Origin of the sequence: Williamsia deligens, assembly GCF_024171765.1 — a bacterium.
In the GTDB taxonomy this organism is placed as follows: domain Bacteria; phylum Actinomycetota; class Actinomycetes; order Mycobacteriales; family Mycobacteriaceae; genus Williamsia_A; species Williamsia_A deligens.
Genome location: NZ_JAMTCI010000001.1, coordinates 1,271,134 through 1,293,156, shown reverse-complemented (window position 1 = coordinate 1,293,156; position 22,023 = coordinate 1,271,134). Strand labels below are relative to the sequence as shown.

Annotated in this window: 19 protein-coding genes and 2 tRNA genes; 10 read left to right on the top strand and 11 right to left on the bottom strand. The window is 68.6% G+C overall.

Features of this window, described 5'->3' with window-relative positions; genetic code table 11:
- Nucleotide 1: 1 nt before the first annotated feature.
- The 3 genes from LX14_RS06215 to LX14_RS06205 form a co-directional block, all read right to left on the bottom strand.
- Nucleotides 2–1,165 carry an NAD-dependent epimerase/dehydratase family protein gene (locus tag LX14_RS06215; protein ID WP_253646373.1) on the bottom strand — a complete coding sequence of 388 codons (1,164 nt, stop codon included), beginning with the start codon at nucleotides 1,163–1,165 and terminating at the stop codon, nucleotides 2–4.
- A gap of 63 nt (nucleotides 1,166–1,228) precedes the next feature.
- Complete coding sequence (locus LX14_RS06210) at nucleotides 1,229–2,260, bottom strand: magnesium transporter CorA family protein (protein WP_253646372.1); 1,032 nt, start codon at nucleotides 2,258–2,260, stop codon at nucleotides 1,229–1,231.
- Nucleotides 2,260–3,378, bottom strand: coding sequence for a D-alanine--D-alanine ligase family protein (locus LX14_RS06205; RefSeq protein ID WP_253646371.1), 1,119 nt, complete (start codon nucleotides 3,376–3,378; stop codon nucleotides 2,260–2,262). The genes LX14_RS06210 and LX14_RS06205 overlap by 1 nt, the downstream gene beginning before the upstream one ends.
- A gap of 83 nt (nucleotides 3,379–3,461) precedes the next feature.
- Here LX14_RS06205 and LX14_RS06200 point away from each other — a divergent pair, with 83 nt between their 5' ends.
- From LX14_RS06200 to LX14_RS06190, 3 genes are read left to right on the top strand one after another with little or no spacing between them, the layout of a single operon-like run.
- A complete protein-coding gene (locus LX14_RS06200; RefSeq protein WP_253646370.1) occupies nucleotides 3,462–4,796 on the top strand; it encodes a UDP-N-acetylmuramoyl-tripeptide--D-alanyl-D-alanine ligase in 1,335 nt (444 codons plus the stop codon).
- Between the two features lie 20 nt (nucleotides 4,797–4,816).
- Nucleotides 4,817–5,953, top strand: a complete 1,137-nt coding sequence (locus LX14_RS06195) for an acyltransferase family protein (RefSeq protein WP_308214113.1) — start codon at nucleotides 4,817–4,819, stop codon at nucleotides 5,951–5,953.
- Entirely contained in the window at nucleotides 5,950–7,173 is a 1,224-nt protein-coding gene (locus tag LX14_RS06190; RefSeq protein ID WP_253646368.1) for a hypothetical protein, read from the top strand. The genes LX14_RS06195 and LX14_RS06190 overlap by 4 nt, the downstream gene beginning before the upstream one ends.
- 3 nt (nucleotides 7,174–7,176) lie before the next feature.
- Here LX14_RS06190 and LX14_RS06185 read toward each other — a convergent pair whose 3' ends face one another.
- Both LX14_RS06185 and LX14_RS06180 read right to left on the bottom strand, forming a co-directional pair.
- Entirely contained in the window at nucleotides 7,177–8,106 is a 930-nt protein-coding gene (locus LX14_RS06185; RefSeq protein WP_372505366.1) for an alpha/beta hydrolase, read from the bottom strand.
- Nucleotides 8,107–8,653: 547 nt separating this feature from the next.
- Nucleotides 8,654–9,091 carry an acyl-CoA thioesterase gene (locus tag LX14_RS06180; RefSeq protein WP_253646366.1) on the bottom strand — a complete coding sequence of 146 codons (438 nt, stop codon included), beginning with the start codon at nucleotides 9,089–9,091 and terminating at the stop codon, nucleotides 8,654–8,656.
- Between the two features lie 122 nt (nucleotides 9,092–9,213).
- Between LX14_RS06180 and LX14_RS06175 the strand changes: the two genes are divergently transcribed.
- Entirely contained in the window at nucleotides 9,214–10,260 is a 1,047-nt protein-coding gene (locus LX14_RS06175) for an alpha/beta hydrolase (protein ID WP_372505258.1), read from the top strand.
- Here the strand turns inward: LX14_RS06175 and LX14_RS06170 are convergent.
- Both LX14_RS06170 and hisC read right to left on the bottom strand, forming a co-directional pair.
- Entirely contained in the window at nucleotides 10,206–10,460 is a 255-nt protein-coding gene (locus LX14_RS06170) for a hypothetical protein (protein WP_253646365.1), read from the bottom strand. The genes LX14_RS06175 and LX14_RS06170 overlap by 55 nt on opposite strands.
- Nucleotides 10,461–10,503: 43 nt before the next feature.
- Nucleotides 10,504–11,586: a histidinol-phosphate transaminase gene (gene hisC, locus LX14_RS06165; protein WP_253646364.1), complete on the bottom strand. Its 1,083-nt coding sequence runs from the start codon at nucleotides 11,584–11,586 to the stop codon at nucleotides 10,504–10,506.
- Between the two features lie 101 nt (nucleotides 11,587–11,687).
- On the opposite strand from hisC, the gene LX14_RS06160 reads away from it, so the two are divergent.
- From LX14_RS06160 to LX14_RS06140, 5 genes are all read left to right on the top strand, one after another.
- Nucleotides 11,688–11,776, top strand: a tRNA-Ser gene (locus LX14_RS06160).
- Between the two features lie 50 nt (nucleotides 11,777–11,826).
- A tRNA-Arg gene (locus tag LX14_RS06155) sits at nucleotides 11,827–11,899 on the top strand.
- 481 nt (nucleotides 11,900–12,380) lie between these two features.
- Nucleotides 12,381–14,372: an oxidoreductase gene (locus LX14_RS06150; protein WP_253646363.1), complete on the top strand. Its 1,992-nt coding sequence runs from the start codon at nucleotides 12,381–12,383 to the stop codon at nucleotides 14,370–14,372.
- 37 nt (nucleotides 14,373–14,409) lie between these two features.
- Entirely contained in the window at nucleotides 14,410–15,330 is a 921-nt protein-coding gene (locus LX14_RS06145; protein WP_253646362.1) for an MBL fold metallo-hydrolase, read from the top strand.
- Between the two features lie 33 nt (nucleotides 15,331–15,363).
- Nucleotides 15,364–17,178: an acyl-CoA dehydrogenase gene (locus LX14_RS06140; RefSeq protein WP_253646361.1), complete on the top strand. Its 1,815-nt coding sequence runs from the start codon at nucleotides 15,364–15,366 to the stop codon at nucleotides 17,176–17,178.
- A 1-nt stretch (nucleotide 17,179) separates the two neighbouring features.
- On the opposite strand, the gene LX14_RS06135 is transcribed toward LX14_RS06140, so the two are convergent.
- The 4 genes from LX14_RS06135 to LX14_RS06120 form a co-directional block, all read right to left on the bottom strand.
- Nucleotides 17,180–17,914 (bottom strand): TetR/AcrR family transcriptional regulator, encoded by a 735-nt coding sequence (locus LX14_RS06135; RefSeq protein ID WP_253646360.1) that lies wholly within the window; start codon nucleotides 17,912–17,914, stop codon nucleotides 17,180–17,182.
- Between the two features lie 47 nt (nucleotides 17,915–17,961).
- Nucleotides 17,962–18,375, bottom strand: a complete 414-nt coding sequence (locus LX14_RS06130) for a VOC family protein (protein ID WP_253646359.1) — start codon at nucleotides 18,373–18,375, stop codon at nucleotides 17,962–17,964.
- Nucleotides 18,376–18,454: 79 nt separating this feature from the next.
- Nucleotides 18,455–19,225, bottom strand: a complete 771-nt coding sequence (locus LX14_RS06125) for an SDR family NAD(P)-dependent oxidoreductase (RefSeq protein ID WP_253646358.1) — start codon at nucleotides 19,223–19,225, stop codon at nucleotides 18,455–18,457.
- A complete protein-coding gene (locus LX14_RS06120; protein WP_253646357.1) occupies nucleotides 19,222–20,634 on the bottom strand; it encodes a phenylacetate--CoA ligase family protein in 1,413 nt (470 codons plus the stop codon). The genes LX14_RS06125 and LX14_RS06120 overlap by 4 nt, the downstream gene beginning before the upstream one ends.
- 150 nt (nucleotides 20,635–20,784) lie before the next feature.
- Here LX14_RS06120 and LX14_RS06115 point away from each other — a divergent pair, with 150 nt between their 5' ends.
- Entirely contained in the window at nucleotides 20,785–21,990 is a 1,206-nt protein-coding gene (locus tag LX14_RS06115) for an acetyl-CoA C-acyltransferase (protein ID WP_253646356.1), read from the top strand.
- Nucleotides 21,991–22,023 lie beyond the last annotated feature (33 nt).

The following is a 22,023-nucleotide window of genomic DNA, read 5'->3' as shown; positions in this document are numbered from 1 at the left end:
GTCACCGTCCCAGGTGGTTGCTGACGCGGGCAACCGTCGACGCGGCGAGATCCCACCCGATCCGGACCGCCCCGGCCGCCGGACCGTAGGAGAGCACCAGGGCGGCACCGAGGCGCTCGAACTGATCCCACCCGTCAGCCGAGACCGCCGCCGACCCGAGCTTGCGGATGTGCGCGACGTCGCCGCCGGCCCAGTCGGGGTCGGAGTCGGCGAGGTGGTGGGGATCCTCGAGGCGGTTCACCGGGCGAGGGTCGTCGCCACCGGAGAGCGCACGTCCGATCGCGTCGCGGACGGTCAGCAGACCGCCGGGCGGGTCGGGGACCAGCGAGTGGATCCGGTTCTCCGAGGCGTACATCGGGTAGTCGAGCGAGGCCACGAGGTCCCCGGTCAGGCCGGTCGGCACGGGGACCAGCAATCCACTGACCTTCGACGCGAGTCCCGTCCCGAAGCCCCGCAGCGGCAGCGGGATCCGGCGACGGTGGGCGACCGACAGGTACGTCGTCAGCACCTCGCGGTAGCTCGAGGTGTCCGCGCCGGCGACGTCGTACGCGCCGGCCGGGAGGGTCGAGGAGTCGGCCGCGGCGACGAGGTAGTGCACGATGTCGCGGATCGACACCGGGTCCATCCGGTTGTCGGCCCATGCCGGCAGCGGGATGACCGGGAGTCGGTCGGCCAGGTAGCGGATCAGCTCGAAGGACGTGGACCCGGCGCCGAGGACCACGGCCGATCGCAGCCACACGAGCTCAGGCCCACCGGGGACCTGCAGGTTGTCGGCGACCTCAGCGCGGCTGACCAGGTGTTCGGACAGCTTCTCCGCCTGCGGGACGAAGCCGCCGAGGTAGACGATCCGCGACACACCGTTGTCGCGGGCGGCCTCGGCGACGTTGCGGGCCGCGGCGTTGTCCTTCTCCCGGAATCCGGGCTGTCCGATGCCGTGGACGAGGTAGTAGACGACGTCCACCGGGCCCACCGCCCCGAAGGCCGTGGCGGCCGCCGTGCGGTCGGACGCGTCGAGCGCCACTGGGATGACGTCGTCGTACCAGCCGTAGGTGGCGAGGCCGTCGGGCTTACGGGAGGCCGCGATCACCTCGTGTCCAGCGTCGAGCAGGCCGGTGACCAGTCGTGACCCGACATAGCCGCTGGCTCCGGTCACCAGGATGCGCATACCGACCACGGTAAACGCTGGTCGGCGACGAGGTCGGGGCGCGGGGCCCGACACATCGGACGCTCAGAGCCAGTCGCGCCGCTTGAACAGCGTGAACAGGACGACCATGGCGGTCACGAGCAACACCGTGCTGGTGACGAATCCCACGGTGTGGTCGAACCCGGGGAACGGGATGTTCTGCCCGTAGAACCCCGTGATGGCCGTCGGGACCGCGATGATCGCCGCCCACCCCGTCAGCTTCTTCATGACGGTGTTCAGTCGCGCGTCCTGCAACGACAGGTTCGTCTCGAACACGGTGGACACCATGTCCCGCAGCGACTCGGTCCACTCCGCGGCGCGCAGGACGTGGTCGTAGAGGTCGGCGAACTCGGCGTCGAGGCGGTCGCCGGTGCCCAGGGCGTCACGCCGGTGCTGGATGACCGCCACGACCTCCCGCATCGGCAGCACCACCCGGCGCAGCGCGACGAGGTCCTTGCGCACGCCATAGGTGCGTCGCTGCAGGGTCCGGGCCGCGACGGACTCGTCGAACAGCAGTCCCTCGAGGTCCTCGATCGCATCGTCGAGCGTCTGCACTGCCTCGAAGTGCCCGTCGACGACGACGTCGAGGAGTCCGTGCAGCAGCGCCTCGACACCGCGGTCGTGCGCCTCGGTCTCGTCCCAGCGCCGCTGCACCTCCGCCATGTCCACGATGTCGGCGTCGCCGGTGAGTCGCACCGTGATCAAGGCGTTGCGCTTGACGAACACCGAGATCCGCTGGGTGGCGATGGACTGCGAGGCGCCGGTGGGGGAGTCGGCGGCGCGCACGCCGGCGTCAGCCGAGCATCGGACGGCGTAGACGGTCACGAAGGTGTGGTGGGCGTAGGTGGTCGCCTTGGTCCGCTCGGATGCGGCCAGCGCGTCTTCCACGGCCCAGGGACTCAGATCGAGTTCGTCGGCCAGCCGCCCCATGACCTCGTCCGACGGATCCTGCAGATCCGCCCAGACGAGGGTGTCGGACTCGGTGAGGCAGTCCGAGATCTGCGCGAGGTCGAAGCCGTCGACGGGCTTGCCGCCTCGCCAGATCTGCCCGGTGATGGCACCGTCGGGCACGGTCATCAGTGCTCGGTGGAGAAGGTCGACCGACGGCCGAACCGGAACCAGGCGAGGTCCACGAGGCGGTCGATCAGATCGGCGTAGGAGAGCCCCGAGGCCTCCCACATCTTCGGGTACATCGAGGACGGCGTGAAACCGGGGATCGTGTTGACCTCGTTGAGGAGCCAGCCTCGGCCGTCCTCCTCGTAGAAGAAGTCGACGCGGGCCATCCCCGAGCAGCGCATCGACGTGAAAGCGCGGACAGCCAGCTCGCGCACCTCGGCGACGGCCTCGTCGGGCAGCTTTGCCGGGATCGACAGGCCCGCAGTCCCGTTCAGGTACTTGTCGGCATAGTCGTAGAACTCCGCGCCGGGGAGGACCTCACCCGGAAGGGACGCCTCCGGCTGCGCGTTGCCGAGCACCGCGACCTCGATCTCGCGACCGGTCACGCCCTCCTCGACGACGAGGACGTCGTCGTAGCGCAGAGCGACCTCGATGGCCGCGTCGAGCTCGCCGGCGTCGTGCGCTTTCGAGATGCCCACGGAGGAACCGAGATTCGCGGGTTTGACGAAACACGGGAAGCCGAGCTGGCCGGCGACGCGCGCGGCGAAGTCGGCGGCGGTGCCCACGCCCTCCTGAAACTCGAGCCACCGGCACTGCGGGATCCGGTGCTGCGCCGCAACGACCTTCGCCATGGCCTTGTCCATGCAGAGCGACGACCCGAGGACGCCGCTGCCCACGTACGGGACCCCGAGCAGTTCCAGCATCCCCTGGACGGTCCCGTCCTCCCCGTGCGGCCCATGGAGCAGCGGCAGGACGACGGTGGGGGTGATCGGGTCGCCGGGGGCCACCTCTCCTCGACCGAGCACGACCTCGGTCGAGGAGACCGCCGTGCCCTCGGGGGCGAGACTCGACGGGAGCTCGCGGCCCTCCTCGAGGGCGGCGACGGCCTTGTCGTTGCGGATCCACTCGCCGGAACGGGTGATGCCGACGGGCACGATCTCGTACCGGCTGCGGTCCGCGGCCGCCATCACGTGCGCGGCGGTGATGCAGGAGATGTCGTGTTCGGCCGACCGGCCGCCATAGAGAACGACCAGACGTACCCGCTCGGGGGGCACGTCGAAATCCGCCGGCTGGACCATGCGCCACACCCTACGGTCACGATCCGGACACCCGCGCGACGTGGGGGAACTGTCCGCCGTCCCCGTCGGAGTAAATTCGACGGGTGCGTTTCACAGCCAGCGAGATCGCGTCCGCCACCGGCGGGAGTCTCTCCGGCGCCGATGTCCAGCTCGACGGCGCCGGGATCGACTCCCGCACGATCGGCCCGGGCCAGCTCTTCGTGCCCGTCGTCGCCGAGCGGGACGGTCATGACTTCATCCCCCAGGCGCTGTCGGCCGGTGCGTCCGCCTACCTGACCGCCCGTCCGCCACTCGCCGACTCCGGCGTCACCTCGGTGCAGGTGGACGACACCGCCCGGGCGCTCGCCGCCCTTGGTGAGGCCGCCCGCACGCGGATCACCGGACCCGTCGTCGGTGTCACCGGGTCAGTCGGCAAGACATCGACGAAGGACATGCTCGCCCGTGTGTTGTCGGTGGCGGTGCGAACCCACGCCAACGAGCGGTCGTTCAACAACGAGCTCGGGCTCCCGCTGACGCTTCTCGCCGCTCCCGACGACACCGAGGCGATCGTCGTCGAGATGGGTGCGCGGGGCGTCGGGCACATCGCGACCCTGTGTGACATCGCGCACCCGACCGTGGGTGTCGTCACCCGCGTCGACGGGGTGCACCTCGAACTGTTCGGTGACATCGGGGCCATCGCGCAGGCCAAGGGCGAGCTCATCGCGTCTCTGCCCGACGACGGCCTCGCGGTGCTCAACGTCGATCAGGACGCCGTGATCGCCATGGCGGCGCGGACGACGGCCGACGTCATCGCCTACGGGATGTCGACGACGGCCGACGTGTACGCCGAGGACATCCGCGTCGACGACGAACTGCGACCCACCTTCATGCTGCGATCGCCGTGGGGGTCGATCGAGGTGTCCATGGCCGCGCGGGGTCGGCACAACGTGCACAACGCCCTGGCGGCGGCGTCTGTCGCGGGCGGGCTGGGTCTCGAGGTCGAGCAGATTGCCGAGGGCCTCTCGGGTGCGGCCATCTCCGGTCTGCGGATGGAGCTGACGCGCACGGTGGACGGTGTGGCCGTCCTCAACGACGCCTACAACGCCAACCCGACGTCGATGCGAGCCGCTCTCGACGCCCTCGTCGGGCTCACGGCCGGCCGCAAGGTCGCCGTCGTCGGGATCATGGCCGAGATCGGTGACACCGCGCCGGCCGAGCACCGGGCCATCACCGCCCATGCCCGCGACCTGGGCGTCGACCTCATCGCCGTCGATGCCCCCGACTACGGATCGGGCGCGCGGCATGTCCCCGACATCGACACGGCCGTCGCGGCCGTCGCCGACCTCGAGGCGGGGGACGCGGTGCTCGTGAAGGGGTCGCGCGTGGCCGCGCTCGAACGCGTCGCCGCCGCCCTCATGGCCGCGCCCGCGTCTCGCTGATCATCGCCGAGGACACCCCGATCGGGGGACGCCGGGACTCACTGACCGGACTGCGCGCCGTCGCGGCGTTATCGGTGTGTGCGACGCACGCGGCGTTCTGGACGGGCGGGTACACCGACGATCTCCTCGGCCGCATGGCCGCGCGACTCGAGGTCGGCGTCGCCATCTTCTTCGTGCTCTCGGGCTACCTGCTGTTCCGGCCGTGGGTCCGGTCTCTGGCGCAGGGGACACCCGGTCCCTCGGTCCGCCGCTACGCTCTGCACCGCGCGCGGCGCATCCTGCCGGCCTACTGGGTGACGGTGACCGTGACGTACGCGCTGTTCTCGGTGTGGCGGACCCAGGACGCGACGCTCGCCCACGACTGGTCCGGGTTCCTGCGGTCGATGACACTCACCCAGATCTACGGCTTCGGCCACCTGCACACCGGCCTGACGCAGATGTGGAGCCTTGCCGTGGAGGCCGCGTTCTACGTCGCGCTCCCCGTCATCGCCTGGATCATCACGGCCGTCGTGTGCCGTGGGCGATGGCGTCCGTGGGCAGCCCTGGCCGCGATCGTCGTGGTGGCTGCGGTCAGCCCCGTCTGGGCTCTGCTCACCGCCGACGGCACGCTCACCGACCCGACCGCACGTCTGTGGCCGCCGGCGTTCGTCATCTGGTTCGCGTGCGGGATGGCACTCGCCGTCGCCGCGCAGTGCGCTGTCCGGGTCCACCCCGTGCTGGCGGTCCTCGTGGCGATCCTGGCGTTCCAGCTCAGCTGGACTGCAGCCGCCGGTGAGCCCACGATCACCCCGACGACCGCGAGCGCGACGATCGTGAAGTCGGTCCTCTACGCGATCGTCGCGTCATGTCTCGTGGGCGCTCTGGCGCTGTCCCGGCCGGGCACGTTCCTCGACCGCCTCCTGGGTCACCGCGTCGCGGTGTGGTTCGGGGAGATCTCCTACGAGTTCTTCCTGGTCCACCTCGTCGTCCTGGTGTGGGCGATGGACCTCCTCGGCTACGTCACGTTCACCGGGTCGATGCTGGGGGTGCTCATCGTCACGACCGTCGTGAGCATCCCGGTGGCCTGGGCGTTGCACCGGTTCACGCGCGGTGTCGCGCTCGCGCGATCCGTACCATCGGAGAGGCCTGCGACCCCGATCGGAGACGGTGCCCGATGACCGACAACCACCCACGTCGACGCGATGCCGCGGCCGTGGAGGTCACCTCGGACACGGTGCAGCGCTGGTGCGAGCGGGCCACCATCCCGGGTCGGCACCCCGAACTCTCCGACGCCGCGGCGGTCGCGATCGCGACCGGTCACCTGGACTCCTCCGCGCGGGCTGTGGTCCTCGCCCGGATGCGTGCGGGACTGCCGATCCCGTCGTCGTGGAACCTCACCGGCACCCAGGGCTTCGCCGAGTTACGTCGTCTGCAGCGCACGGTCGCGGCGCTCGACGAGCAGGCCGATGCGCCGCTGACCCCCGCGATGGTCGCGGCACTCATCCGCGCACGCCGGAACTCCGTGGCGCGCAAGCTCGACGACGCCCGACGTGCCCTCGTCGGTGGGAAGGGCATCTTCGCGACCGGGGTGCGCGCGATCCGCCGGGAACGCCGCGAGGGCACCCACCTCGAAGCCGTCGACCGGGAGCGGTTGTTCCTCGGGCTCACCCACACCCCGACCCCGGACCTCGGCAGCTACGTCCGCCGCATGGGCAACGCCGCCCTGGAGCGCGTCGCGGGCGCGATCGAGAACGCGGCGGCCAAGGCGGGCAAGGAATCCGGGCGGCGGTGGATCACCGACCTCCTCGGTGACGTCGAGACCGCCACGCCCGGTGCGGACTCGAAGTTCGTCGACGGCTACGAGACCATGCTGTTCGCCGTCGGCAGCTTCTACGACCGTGTGCAGCGGTGTCCCGCATGGCATTCCGAGCACTTCGCGGTCCAGCGCGGACAGGTCGATCTCGAGGCGGAACTCGCCGACGTCGCCGCCGACGTGGTCGCGCTGCGCACCATCCGGGTCGATCTCGAGTCGAGCCGACGGGCCGCTGGCGGCGACGCCGAACTGCTCGGTCACATCGCGCAGCGCGAGGAATCGTTGCGACCGGTGTGGCGGGAACTCGTCGACCGGGTCGCCGCGCTGGCGACGGTCGCCGAGGTGGTCGAGTCGGCCGCGACCGAGCTGCGGGTGCTCGAGGAGTTCGCGCACACCACCACCATCGACGACCGCATCGATCAGCTGGTGTCCCGGTCCGGGAACCGCGAGATCTCCGCCGACAACACCCGTCGCCTCACCGAGCAGGTGCGCTCGGGCGAGGAGAACATTCGCATCTACCGGGATGTGTTGCAGGGCAACATCCTCCGGTTGGCGTCGGGTGGGCGCCCGTGGTCGGGGAAGTGACCGTCACACCCCGCTGACCCCGACCCGCTGGGCGAGCCAGGGGAGCGAGTCTTGGAACGACGTCGACGCGAACTGCCACGAGTGCCGGCCCGCGCGGTTGTCGATGCTGCAGGTGATGTCCGCGGCGCGATTCGCGGCGCACAACTGCACGGCCTCCTGGGCCTGGTTCGCCGAGCCGCCGTCCTGGCGACCGCCGAGCCCGGCGCCGCCCTGGGACGGGGGCTTCCAGCCGCCCGGCGGGCGGTGGTGTCCGCCGCCGTGTTGCCCGCGCCAACGGGGCATGCCGGACTGGTCGGCTTCCTCGTACCGTGCGGACACGCCCTGATAAGGGCCGTGCTTCTGCATCACGGTCGCCGGGTCGAAGGATGCGTAGGCGGCGGCGTTCCCGCCGAAGAGTCGATCGATCGTCTGCTGCTTCGTCCCGGCGACCGGCGCTGCGTCCCCGGCGATGTCGACGTAGGAGTGGAACAGATCCGGATGCATGACCGTCAGGTCCACCGAGCAGGTCCCGCCCATCGACCACCCGACGATCCCCCAGTTCGCGGCCGCCGACGACGTGTGGAACTGCGAGATCACCGCCGGTCGGACCTCGTCGATGAGGTGGGTGGCGACATTCCCGCGGGGCCCGTTCACGCACTCGGTGTCGTTGTTGAACGACCCACCCGCGTCGACGAACACGAGCACCGGGGCCTGTCCGCCGTGCTGGGCGGCGTAGGCGTCGACGACGGGGATCGCGTTGCCGGTGCGCATCCAGTCCGACGGGGTGTTGAACTCGCCCGCGATCATCATCACCACGGGCAGGGTGGGTGGTGTGGCACCGCGGAACCATGCGGGCGGCAGGTAGACGTACTCGGTGCGATGCGCGAAGTGGCTGACGTCGTCGGTGGTGGTGATGGGGACGACGGCCCCGGTGGTCCGGTTCGTGTCGCGCATCGAGGCGAGGTGGTCGGCGGACACCTGATCCGGTAGCGGACCGGCGGTGATGGCGCCCCACGCGGCGGTCAGCGTCGGGTAGTACCCCACCCACTGGTTGAGGACCACCGAGGTGGTCAGCGCGGCCGCGGCGACCGCGAGGACGGCGACACCGCGCCGCCACCACCGGGCGCTGCGGAACCCGACGACCACCACCGCGAGCGCCCCGACCGTCACGCCCACCCATACCCACAGCTGCCACGGTGCGGGGTCGGTCGCGAGCCCCTGTGCGTCGAAGTAGACGTGCACGAGTACCGCCCCGAGCACCGCGACGGCCACCGAGACCGGCAGCCAGACCAGTCGCCACCGCCGGGTGCGCCATCCGACGGCGACCACCAGCAGGACGACGGACACGATCTGCAGGGTGATCGGGAACCACCCGTCGAGCAGGGACACACCCTCATGTGACGACACAGGCACGGCCCCGATGGTGCCGAGCGAACCTGGCCGGTCGCTGTGAGATCGATGTGCACACAATGGAACCCGGACGCAGCCGACGTTTCCGACGTCAGGTGGACGGACGGGACCAGGCCCGCAGGTGACCCTTCTCCTCGTCGGTCAGCCTGCGCAGCGTGTGCGCCGCGACGTCGACGACCGCCATCTGCGTCCGCGCCGTGTAGGCGGCCGGCGCGTCGGGTGCGTCCCGGGACGAGTGCACGGCGTAGGCGATGGTGAAGTCGACGCTGCGGAACCCCTCGATCCACATCGCGATGCGCAGCGGTCCGTCGTCGTAGGTCAGGCGCCTGTCGGTGCTGAGCTCGACGGACACGATCATCGCGCTGGTGATCAGGGGTCGGTACTCGTCACCGGCGCTGAGCAGCCAGGCGACGCGGGCCTCCTCCATCGCGGTGACGAGTCGGGCGGGTGCGAGGTGGCCGGTGACGTCGACGTCGGACCACCGGACGGCGACGGTGGCCACGAACGCGTAGCCGTCGGATCCGTGCACGTCTCCTCCTTGATGTTGCCGTCCGGATGCCTGATCGTGATCGAGCCGATAGCCGCCGAGCCCCGTCGGCAACCGGGTGCGGGATGGTGCCGAAGTTACTGTTGATACAACGCGGTGGTCCGATGAACCGCGATGGAGGGGTGGGTGGCGTGACCAGCTCGACGGGTAGGCGACGTGTGTTGCGGCGTGCCGTCGTGTCCGCGTCCGTCCTTCTCGCGTGCTGTGGTGTGGCCGCGCCGTCGGCGATCGCCGCGCCCGCCGCACCCTTCGTCGCGCCCCGCGAGGTCGCGCTCGACGAGGTGACGAAGGTGTCGCCGCGCCAACTCGAGATCACCGTGCAGTCGCCCGCGATGGGTGGCCCGGTGTCGGTCACGGTGCTGCTGCCCCGCGACACGTCCCGCAGCCGATCCACGGTGTACATGCTCGACGGTGCCGGCGCGACGGGCTCGGTGAGCGATTGGATCACCAAGGGTGGCGCGGCGAAGTTGTTCGAGGACAAGGACGTCAACGTCGTCCTGCCGTCCGGGGGCAAGAGCACCTTCTACACCGACTGGGAACGCACCGACCGTGTCGTCGGCAAGCCGATGTGGGAGACGTTCCTGACGAAGGAACTCCCGCCGCTGATCGACCGGTACTACAACGGCAACGGTCGCAACGCCATCGTGGGTCTCTCGATGGGCGGTCAGGCGGCCATCGCGCTGACATTCCGGCATCCCGAGTTGTACACGGGTGCAGCGTCCTTGAGCGGCTGTCCTCCCACCAGCGGCATCCTCAACGAGGCGTACATCCGGGCCACGGTCGGCCGCGACGGCGCCGACGCGACGAACATGTGGGGCCCGTTCGGTGCGCCGGGGTGGGCTGACCACGATCCGAGCCTGCACCTCGACAAGCTGCGCGGCAAGAACCTCTACATCTCCGCGGGCACCGGGGCCGTCGGGCCACTGGACTTCGCCGAGCCCCTGGATCCGGGGATGAGCCGACAGCAACAGACCCTGGCCGCGTCGGGGCTCGAGAGCGGCGCCTACCGCTGCTCGGTGGAGTTCGCGGTCACGTTGCGCGCGAACAACATCCCGGCGACGGTGGACTTCCCGCTCATCGGCACACACTCCTGGGCCTACTGGAAGCGTGACCTGCCCGACCTGTGGCCGACGATCGCCCGCGGGCTCTGAGCGCGCCGAGCGACCAGGACGACCGCGACACCCACGAACGGCAGAAGCCACAGCGCCGCGATCCAGCGTGATCGCTGCGCCCGGGTGGCGTCGTCCTGTGCGATGACCACCATCGTCAGGTAGGCGGCGAGCGCGATCCACGCGAAGGTCACCGCCGCGAGAGCGAGCCAGGCGGACACCTCGAGGTAGTGCGGGACCATGTCGCATCCGCGGGTTCGTGCACACTGCGAGAACCCCATCGCGTCAGTGATGGGCCACGGCCCCGTCCCGGCCGGCCCAGGTCCCGGCGAACGTGAGGAACTGGTCGTTCTCGACCGTGTCACCGATCGTGACGCGGACACCGTCGCCCGCGAACGGGCGGATCACGACGCGCGCGTCGAGGGCGGCGGCCGCGAACGGCGCGGCGTCGTCGCCGAGGTCCAGCCAGACGAAGTTGGCCTGCGACTCCGGCACCACGTAGCCGAGTTCGCGGAGTCGACCGGCGACCCGGGCCCGTTCGGCCACGACGGCCTCGGTGCGGGCGAGCAGCTCGTCGTCGGCATGGAGACATGCGGTGGCCGCGGCCTGCGCCAGGGAGTTCACGCTGAACGGGACATGGACGCGACGGAGGCCGTCGATCACCGCCGCGTCGGCGACCGCGTAGCCCACCCGCAGGCCGGCCAGCCCGTACGCCTTGGAGAACGTCCGCAACACCACCACGTTCGAGAACCGGCGCTGCAGTTCGATCGCGTCGTAGGCCTGCGTCTGCGACGGCCGCACGTACTCGACGTACGCCTCGTCGAGGGCGACGACGACCTCCGGCGGCACCTTCTCCAGGAAGTCGACGAGAGCCTGCGCCTCGACGACGGTGCCGGTCGGGTTGTTCGGGTTGCAGACGAAGATCAGACGCGTGCGATCGGTGATCGCGTCGGCCATCGCGGTGAGGTCGTGCACGCGGTCCCCGGTGAGCGGGACCTGCACGGGCGTGGCGCCGGCGACACGGGTCGCGAGGGGGTAGGTCTCGAACGACCGCCATGCGAACAACACCTCGTCGCCGGGCGTGCAGGTGATGGTGATGAGGTTCTGGCAGAGGCTGACCGAGCCGCACCCGGTCTGGATCGCGTCCGGCGGGACGCCGAGCTTCTTCGCGATGGTCTCGGTGAGCTCCACCATGCCGTTGTCGGGGTAGCGGTTGAGGGACGTCGCCGCGTCCGCGATCGCCCGGGCCACACTCGGGAGCGGACCGAAGGTGACCTCGTTGCTCGCGAGTTTCACCGAGCCGGGGAACGTCTTGCCCGGCACGTAGGCGGGGACCGAGGCCAGATCGGGGCGGATGCGCGGGGTCACACGTCCAATCTAGGGCCGTGTGAGCAGGGGTTCCAACCTGGTTTGCTCCGCCTCGGACGCGATGTGTAACCTTTGCGTTCGGCAGTTCGCAAGGACTCGCTGGAGGCGTGCCAGAGCGGCCGAATGGGATTCACTGCTAATGAATTGTCCCGCTAAAACGGGACCGGAGGTTCAAATCCTCTCGCCTCCGCACCGGCATCGGCCCCTCGCGGGGCCGGCCGCCACAACTGAACACAGCACGCGCCCGTAGCTCAACGGATAGAGCATCTGACTACGGATCAGAAGGTTAGGGGTTCGAATCCCTTCGGGCGCACCCACGAACTCCCCGGTACCTCAGGTGCCGGGGAGTTCCTCGTTCCCGGGCCGCTCGACACGGAGAGCGGGCGGGTCCACCGCGCCGCTGTGCGCGGTAGGAACACCCTCGACCTGGCGGCGGTGCGTGGCAGCCTCACCGCGAAGAACTGCGGCGCCGTCGCCGTCCGCGACTCACTCAGCTCAGGCCTGCCCGAGCGACGCCTGGTTCACGACGCCCGGCCATCGTGCACGGATCGGAGTCGTCGGTGACGTTGACGGCGATGGACACCGGAGGTCCCACACGAGGACGTGGACGCCCGTCGAACCAGTAGAGCCGTTGCAGCAGAGCTGTTTTGCACAGTCGACCGGCTGAAACCAGCGTGCTCTTGACACGTGTGACGCAGAGCACCATGATGACAACTGACCATCAAGTTGGAAAATTGAATGATCGGTCGAGTCGGTCGTGAGGCGGCCCTCTTGTGGATCGTGGAGGAACAGACATGGACAAGTACGCGCCGTTGTGGGAGCCCCTGACGCTCGGCTCCGTGACGCTCAAGAACCGCATCGTCGTCACCGCGCACGCACTCCAGTACGCCGAGCACAACCTCATGACCCAGCAGAGTGTCGACTACTACGAGGAGCGGGCGAAGGGAGGCGCCGGCCTGATCCTCACCGAGGCGCAAGCAGTGCACCCGACGAGCCGGGGTCTGGCGCCGCGCACGACGCAGGGGTGGCCTACCGACGTCATCCCGGTCTATGAACGTCTCGCCGAGGCCGTCCACCGCCATGGCGCGAAGGTGTTCATCGACTTGTCGCATTTCGGCGTCGAGGACAACAGCTCGATGCACCTGGACAACTGGCGCGCCCTGTGGAGCCCTTCCGGACTCCCGTCGTCGACCTACAACGAGATCGGCCGGGCCATGACCCACGGCGACATCGACGAACTGGTCGCCGGCTTCGCGCGGAGCGCACGCAACGCACAGGTCGCCGGCCTCGACGGTGCCGAGGTCCATGCTGCCCACGGGTATCTCCTGTGCAGCTTCCTGTCCCCGCTGACGAATCTGCGGACCGACCAGTACGGCGGCAGTACCGAGAACCGGTGCCGCATCGTCCTCGAATGCGCGCAAGCAGTGCGCGACCAGTGTGGACCGGGCTTCCCGATCGGTGTGCGACTGTCCATGGTTGAAGGAGTGCCCGGTGGGATCGACGAGTCGGAGGGTGAGCGCATCGCCGAGCATCTGGCCGACTCCGGCATCTTCGACTACTTCAGTATCAGCGCCGGCAACGCGTCGACATTCGATCAGGTCGTCTCGCCGATGAGTCTGCCCGGCGCACGGCTCGTCGACCTCGCCGTACGCGCCAAGAAGGTCGTCAACGGCGCGCCCGTCCTGACCGCAAACGGCATCACCGACCTGTCGATCGCCGCGGACATCGTGGGTGGGGGCAAGGCCGACATGGTCGCCATGACCAGGGCCCACATCGCCGATCCCCACCTGATCAGCAAGGCGCGATCCGGACGGGAGAAGGAGATCCGCCACTGCGTCAGCGCCAATCAGGGATGCATCAACCGCATGGCCCAGGGCCTCTCCCTGACCTGCACGCAGAATCCGGCCGCCGGACGAGAGAAGACCTTGGGCATCGGCACGATCACAGTGCCCGACCGTCGCAAGAGGATCGTCGTCGTCGGCGGGGGCCCCGCGGGTATGCGGGCCGCAGAGGCCGCTGCATCCCGCGGGCACGACGTCGTGCTGCTGGAGAGGAGCGACCGGCTCGGAGGACAGATCCGGTACGCCGCCCAGCTCGCCACCCGCGGCCGCTGGGCCGTCATGATCCGCGACATGGAGCGGACGCTCGACGTGCACGGGGTCGACATCCGGGCCGGCTTCGAGGCGACCGTGGAGAACATCCGTGAGCTCGAACCGGACCACGTCGTGCTGGCGACAGGGTCGAGCTGGCGGACCGACGGGTTCTCAGCGAAGCTGGCCGCCCGTCCCGGTATCCCCGGGCTGGACCATGTGACCGTGCTGGACCCGCTGGAGGCGATTGCAGAGCCCGACCGGTGCGGAGACTCCGTGCTCATCGTCGACGACACCGGCGAGTACACAGCTCTCGGTCTGGCCGAGACGTTGGCCGAGGCAGGCAAGTCTGTCGAGGTCATCACGGCCGGCCTGTTCCTCGGCGACAAGATCCTTCTGACGCTGGACGTCGGCCATCTCTATCCCAGGCTCTACGCCCTGGGTGTCACCTTGACCCCCCAGCACATCGTCGGCGAGGTGAACTCGGATGGTGCTGTGCTGACGCGAATCTGGGATGGGAGTTCCCGGTTGTCGAAGGTCGACTCGATCGTCACGGTCATGCTCCGCGATTCCGAGACGTCACTGCTGTCGTCCCTCCAGCGCGAGTTCGAGGTGACCCAGGTCGGTGACTGCCTGGCGCCGCGCCAGGTCGACGAGGCCATCTACGAAGGTGAGATGGCCGGCCGTGCGATCTGACACCCCCACATCCCCAACACATTCGGAGGACGACGCAGTGCGCAGCTGGACGATCGGTGACATCACGGTCACTCAGGTGGTCGAGTTCGAGGTGGAGATCGGTGAGCTCGACGGGCTGATCGAGCAGGCCACGCCCGAAGCGGTGCGAGAGATTCCCTGGCTCGAACCGGATTACGCGAATGCCGACGGTCAGATGCTGTGGAGTGTCCATTCCTATGTCGTGGACACCGGGTCGAGCGTGGTTGTCGTCGACACGGGATGTGGCCCCGGCAAGACCCTCCCGCTCATCCCGAACTGGAGCCGCCACGACCCGTTCCTGGAGCGCCTCGCCGCAGCGGGTTACATGCCCGACCAGGTGGACCATGTCCTCGCCACGCATCTGCACCTCGACCACGTCGGTTGGAACACCGTCCAGGTCGACGGTCGATGGGTGCCGACGTTCCCCAACGCTCGATACACGTTCGTGGAGGAGGAGTTCGAGTATCACCGTGGAATCGGTCAGGAGAGCGCGATCTCGGACGACCTCGCCCACGCCGTCGTCTACGAGGGCGCCGACCCCGACATCCACTCCCAGACGCGGCTCGTGTTCGCAGAATCGCTCCAGCCATGCCTCGACGCCGACCTGGTCGATCTCGTCCCGATGAACCACGTCGTGACCGATGGGGTGCGGTACGTGTCGACGCCTGGACACACCAAGTTCCATCACAGCGTCATGGTCGAGTCCGGTGGCGAGCGCGCTTTCATCACCGGGGACTTCATCCATCACCCCGTCCAGATCGCGCGACCGCGATGGAGCTCCCGCGGTGATTTCGAGCGTGCCATCAGCGCCGACCATCGCACCGACTTCGTCGCGAGCAGTGCCGACACGGATCTGCTCGTGCTGGGCACCCACTTCGCGGGTACCAGCGCCGGCCGGATCGTCCGCGACGGGGACTCCTACCGGCTGACGTCGGTCTGACGGCGAGGACCGACCACGCCCGTGAACAACTCGGTGACACAGCGCAAGCTGCTCTCGACCATCGACTTCCTGCTGTTCGACTGGCTGGCCCTCGAGGACCTGCTCGATCGACCGCGGTTCGACGACCACTCCACGGAGTCATGCCGCGACCTGCTGGATGCATCGTCCGACCTCGCTGCCGAGGTCTTCGAACCGGCCAATCGGATCAGCGACCTGCAGGAGCCCTACGTCGACGCGGACGGCGAGGTCGTCCTCCCCGAGACGACCCACCGCGCGTGGAAGGCCTACGCGGCGTTCGGACTCATGGGCGCCGGCCACGACCAAGAGCACGGAGGCGCTCAGCTGCCTCGCGTGGTCGACATGGCCATCCGGGTCCTGTTCTCGGCGGCCGGCCCCAACGTCGCTCCCATCCTCCTGACCGAGAGCAATGCCGCGCTGATCCTGGCGCACGGCACGCCGGGTCAGCGCACAGCGTTCGCGCTGCCGCAGATCCAGGCTCGATGGACCGGCACGATGGCCATGTCGGAGTCGCAGGCCGGTTCCTCGCTCGCCGACATCGCAACCCGCGCCACCCCGGACGGGGACGACTTCGACACCGACCCCCTGGGGCCGCGCTATCGCATCGTCGGCGACAAGATGTGGATCAGCGGCGCGGAACACACCCTGACCGAGAACATCGTGCACCTCGTCCTGGCGAAGATCCCTGACGCGGCCGGCACGGTCGGTGCCTCGACCGGCGCGCTCTCGTTGTTCATCGTGCCGAAGTTCCTGGTCGGTCAGGACTCGGAGATGCTCGAGCGGAACGACGTGGCGCTCGTCGGGCTGAACCACAAGCTGGGTAACCGCGGTATCCCCAACACCGCACTCGCCTTCGGGCAGCGGAGTCACGGTCCGCGGGGCGGACGAGGCGCTGTCGGTTACCTGGTGGGCGACCCGGGGCGCGGACTGTCCCAGATGTTCCACATGATGAACGCCGCACGAGCTGAGATCGGGCTGCTCTCGGCGGCCGTCGGATATGCAGGGTTCGCCGTCTCATTGGACTATGCGAAGACCCGGCGTCAGGGTAGGCCCCGTGACGGCGTCACCACGGACCAGGTACCGATCATCGAGCACGCGGACGTCAAGCGGATGCTGTTGGCCCAGAAGGCGTACGCAGAGGGCGGCATCGCCCTGACGCTGTACGTCGCGAAACTCCTCGACGACGAGAGAACCGGCGACGCCTCACAGCGGCGTCGGGCCCGCGCACTGCTGGAGATCCTGACCCCGGTGCTGAAGAGCTGGCCCAGCGAGTGGTGCCTCGAAGGGAACAGCCTGGCCATCCAGGTGCTCGGCGGCGCCGGTTACACCCGCGACTTCCCGGTCGAGCAGTTCTGGCGCGATCAGCGCCTGAACATGATCCACGAGGGGACACACGGCATCCAGGCGATGGATCTCCTCGGGCGCAAGGTCCGACTCGACGGGGGGTCGCACTTGCGTGAACTAGGGACCGCGATCGGGTCGACGGTCCAGGCCGCGCGCTCGGCCGGTCTCGTGGCGGAGTCGTCGATGTTGGACGACGCCTGGGTCGAGATCATGAGCGCGACCGACGCTGCATGGGCCACCGGGAAACCGGCGGACGCATTGGCCAATGCGACGCCCTACCTACAGGGGTTCGGGCACGTGGTGCTGGCGTGGATCCACCTGGACCTCGCGATCGCGGCGGCATCGTCCAGCCACCCGGACGCGCCGGGCCGGACTGCGGCGATGCGCTACTTTTTCACACACGAGCTCCCGCGCGTAGGTGCGTGGTTGCGCGTCGTCAGCGGCCAACAGACGTTCTGTCGCGATGTCGACTACAACGTGTTGTGAGTCAGGGAGTCTCGTGAGTCGGGCCGGGATGGTCGCCCGTCAGTGACGGCAGCAGTTGCTCTAGGCGCTCGCTGTGGAACCGTATGGCCCTGGCGTGGTACTCGACCGCCTCGGCCGGGCTGTGTGTGCGGCCGGACTGAACAGGACTCTCGTCGCCGTCCCCTCTTAGGAGGCCCCTGAGCAGGAGGTCGTTGAAGTCGTTGGCGATCTCGGTGGCCGACTTGGGGCCATCGGACACGTACCACTGGCACAGCCAGTTGCACATGCCGTCGATGGCGAAGGCGATGACCTTCTCGTCGCGGAGCTCGAACTCACCGTCGGAGACGCCTTGGCTCAGGATGTCCTTCAGCACGCTGTCGCTGCGGCGCTTGAGGTGACGGAATTCTGTGCGGACCTCCGGAGGCAGCTCGGCCTCGGACGAGAAGGAGAGACTGTACAGCTCGATGTTGTCGACCACGGACGACACGTGGTAGCGGACGTAGTCACGGAGTTTGTCGGTCGCAGTACCCGACCTCGATGTGTGCTCCTGCAGACTCGTGAACTCACCGGTGATCCAGTCGCCGAACACCTGGCGTAACAGGTCGTCGCGGTTGTTGAAGTAGTGGTACAGGGCGCCTTTGGTCAGTTCGACCTCGTCGGCGATGTCCTGCAGGGACACGCCACGGATGCCGCGCTCCGTGAACAGCCTCGTGGCCGCCCGCACGACTTCGTCTCGTACCATCGCGCCTCTGGCCATGCGGATCTGTGCTCGCTGTCTCCGGGAAGTAGGACGTCGGAGGAATTTTACCGTGGGACCTCGATGAGCTCGATCTGCACTCCGGCCATCGCCTTGGGGTGCACGAAGTTCACCGGGAGGTGCCCGGGCCCCCTCTTGGTCTGCTCGAGGAGCGGATCGATGCCCAGGTCGCGGAGCTCCTGGCTCGCCTGCTCGACGTCGTCCACGCGCACCGACAACAGGAAGACGCCGTCACCGTTTCGGGCGAGGAAGCGGCCGACCGATGTGGTCGGATCGGCACTGGTGATCAGGTTGAGCTTGAACCCGTCGACGTCGAACGACGAACCGCGCATGCCAGGGAACGCGAAACCTTCCTCTGGTACGGGGTCGCTGGTGATGCCGAGCACCTGCTCGTACTGACGGGTCCAACGATCCAGGTCGCTGACGGCGATGTTGATCCCGTAGACGGAGTTCGACTTCATGTGAGGGCCTTTCATCGGATCCGGCGGGGGAGCCGGGACGAGCGAGGTGGGGACTTCCGGGGGTTCCTGTGCAGCGGGGTCAGGTGATGGACATGCCACCGTCGACGAGAAGCGTGTGGCCCGTGACGAATCCCGCTGCCGGCGAGGCCAACCAGACCGCCGTCGTCGCCAGCTCCTCGGGGATGCCTGCGCGACCCAGGAGCACGCGCGGCATCAGCACCTCGTCGATGTACTGGGCGGTGTACGCCTCGGTCATCTCGCTCTCGAAGAATCCGGGGGCGAGTGCGTTGACCCTGATGCCCCTGCGGCGACCCCACTGCTGCGCCAGGTCGCGGGTCAGTCCGATCAAGGCTGCTTTGCTGGCGGAGTAGGCCGCCTGGGGTAGCCCTGCTGTCGTGACGGCGAGCACGCTCGAGATGTTGATGATCGAACTGCCCGGCCGCATGACTCGCGCGCACGCCTGCGCCATCCAGTAGGAACCGTGAAGGTTGACGTCGACGACAGATCGGAACTGCTCGGGAGTCTCCCGCGTGGCAGGGACCGCCCCTGCGACGCCGGCGTTGTTCACGAGCACGTCGACATGGCCGAACTCCTCGACTGCCTGTTGCACGAGCTCGTCGCAGTCCTCTGGCACCGACACGTCCGTCCGTACGGCCAGCGCCCTACGGCCGTGGGCCGTGACAGCGTCGACCGTCACCCGGAGGCGGTCGGGCCGCCGGGCGCCGACGACCACGTCCGCGCCTGCGCGCGCGAAGGTCTCGGCGAAGACGGCCCCCAGTCCCGCGGATGCGCCCGTGACGACGACGACCTTGTCCTGCAGCGAGAACCAGTCGCTCAGCGGCCCGGTCATCGGAGATCCAGGAGCCGCTTGACCTTGCCTTCGCCGCCGAGGCCCGTGAACTCCGCCAGTGAGCCGGCCGGGACGATGTCGACGTCCACACCCACTCCGAACAGGACCTTCAGACCCTGGGCCATGTCCGCGTGCAGGGCCGCCTCGTCGACCCCCCGCCGCGCCTCGACCCGCACGGTCATCCGTTCGCGCTCGGCGAGGCCGGCCCCGACTTTTTCCACGACGCACAGGAACTCGCCCGTCGAGCGTTCGTCACCCTGGACGGTGTCCTGGGCAGCACGGGGATAGACGCTGGTCGCCCGAAGCTTCACCATCTCGTCGCTCCTGCCCAGGAAGCCGGACAGCTTGGTCGTGCGTGCGCCGCACGCGCACAGGGTGCGCGACTCCCGACGCATGAGGTCCCGCAGGTCGTACCTGATGATGGGGGGCACCGATCGGTGCAGGCTCGTGACGACGATGTTCCCCGCTCCACCGTCGGGCAGAGGCTGACCGGTCTCACGATCCACGATCTGCAGCACCGCGGTGTCGTCGTTGACGTGCAAGCCGTTCTGCCCCCGGCACTCGTAGCCGATGAGTCCGACCTCATGGGTCCCGTAGTTGTCGTACACGGGCGCTCCCCAGGCGTCCTCCAGGAGGCGCCGCAGGTGGCCGTCGGTGTCGACACCGAGATAGGTGTGGATGAAGCGGGTCGGCAGATCCTTGCGCAGGTCGATGCCGGTGTTCTCCGCCGTCTCGGCGAGGATCTTCAGGTACTCGCCGAATGCGACCCACCCGGCTGTGCCCCATTCCCGAGCGAGCTCGAGCTGGCGCACAGAGCTCGTGACGGCACCGGAACCCGTCGTCAGAGGCACCATGCCCGACCAGTGCATCGCAGCCGTCGAGGAGCACCACGCCGTGTTGGCGAGACTGTTGGTCAGAGTGATCTGGAGGATGTCGCCGACCTCAGATCCCTGTGCCACAAAGGCTCTCGCGAACTGGATTGCCTGCACCTCCCACGCGATCGGGTCGAAGAGTGTGGGTCGGGGCAGGCCAGACGTTCCGCCGCTCGACTGGATCTTCAACGGCGTGCTCATATCGGCCAGCGCGAATGTCTGGTGGTCGCCGAACGGCGGGGTCCTCTCCGCGCTGTGCTTGAGGTCTTCGCTGGTGAAGGTCGGGACGAGGGCCAGGTCGTCGAGGCAGCGGATGTCCCCGGGCTCCAGGCCGGCAGCCGTCCAGCGTTCCCGATAGAACGGGACCCGCCACGCATCGTCCATCCGCGCGAGAAAGCGGGCGTTCTGCAGTTCGTGCACGGCTTCATCAGACAGCCCGGCCATGGCTGCGTCGAAGTGCGGAGGCGGCGGGTAGTCCGCCACTAGCTTCTCCCAGTCGACGCTGGACCAGTAATAGGGAATGGGCTTCTGGGACATCGGAACTCCTGGCCGGTCGCGCGGTCGAAAAATTGAACTATTGGTCGATCATGGTGCCCTCGGACGCCTGCGTCAAGGGTGAGGTGGCCGCGATTTAAACGGCGGGTCGAATTATTGACTTATGGGTAGAACACTGCGACGCTGCGTCCCATGAGTCAGAGAGAAGCAGCGATCGTCTCGGTGGCACGCACGCCGATCGGCAAGGCCTACCGCGGCGCCTTCAACGACACGTCCGGACAGGAACTGGCGGGGCACGCCATACGTCACGCTGTCGAGCGCGCGGGCGTCCACCCGTCGGAGGTCGAGGACGTGGTGTTGGGCTGCGCCATGCAGGAGGGCACCACGGGCTTCAACGTCGCGCGCCAGGCATCGCTGCGCGCAGGGCTGCCGGTCACCGTTCCGGGGTCGACGGTCGATCGTCAGTGCGCGTCAGGACTCATGGCGATCGCCGCGGCGGGTCGACAGGTGGTGCACGAAAACATGACCGTGACCATCGGCGGGGGTGTCGAGTCGATCTCGTTGGTCCAGAACGCGCACCGCAACACCCATCGCGCCGCGGACGGTTGGCTCGAACAGAATGCGCCCGGCGTGTACTGGCCCATGCTGCGCACCGCCGAGGTCGTCGCCGAGCGGTATGACGTGAGCAGGCAGGCCCAGGACCTCATGGGTCTCCAGTCGCAGGAGCGCGCCGCTGCTGCCAGGGACACAGGCCGGTTCGCCTCCGAGATCGCGCCGATCACCGTGGTCAAGAAGGTGCACGACCGTGAGACCGGCGAGGTCACCGAAGAGGAGGTGACGCTGACCCACGACGAGGGCATCCGACCCACCACGGCTGACAGGCTCGGGGCGCTCAGGCCGGTCCTCGCTCCCGGTGACGCCAGTGAAGTACCCACCGTGACGGCGGGGAATGCGTCGCAGCTGTCGGACGGCGCGGCCGCGGTCGTCATGATGGAGGCGAGCGAGGCCAGTCGGCGGGGTGTCATCCCCCTCGGCTTCTACCGCGGCATGGCCGTCACAGGGTGTTCTCCCGAAGAGATGGGCATCGGTCCGGTGACCGCGATCCCGAGACTCCTGCAGAACCATTCGCTGTCCGTGGACGACGTCGGGCTCTGGGAACTCAACGAGGCTTTTGCATCTCAGGCGGTCTACTCGCGCGACGTCCTCGGCATCGATCCGGACAAGATGAACGTCGATGGTGGCGCCATCGCGCTGGGGCATCCGTACGGCATGACCGGTGCCCGGCTCGTCGGTCATGCTCTGGTCGAGGGACGACGCCGCGGGGTCCGTTGGGTCGTGGTCTCGATGTGCGTCGGCGGCGGTATGGGTGCCGCCGGTCTCTTCGAGGTGGCACTGTGAACACACCGCGGCCCGATCGTCCGCCCACTCTGG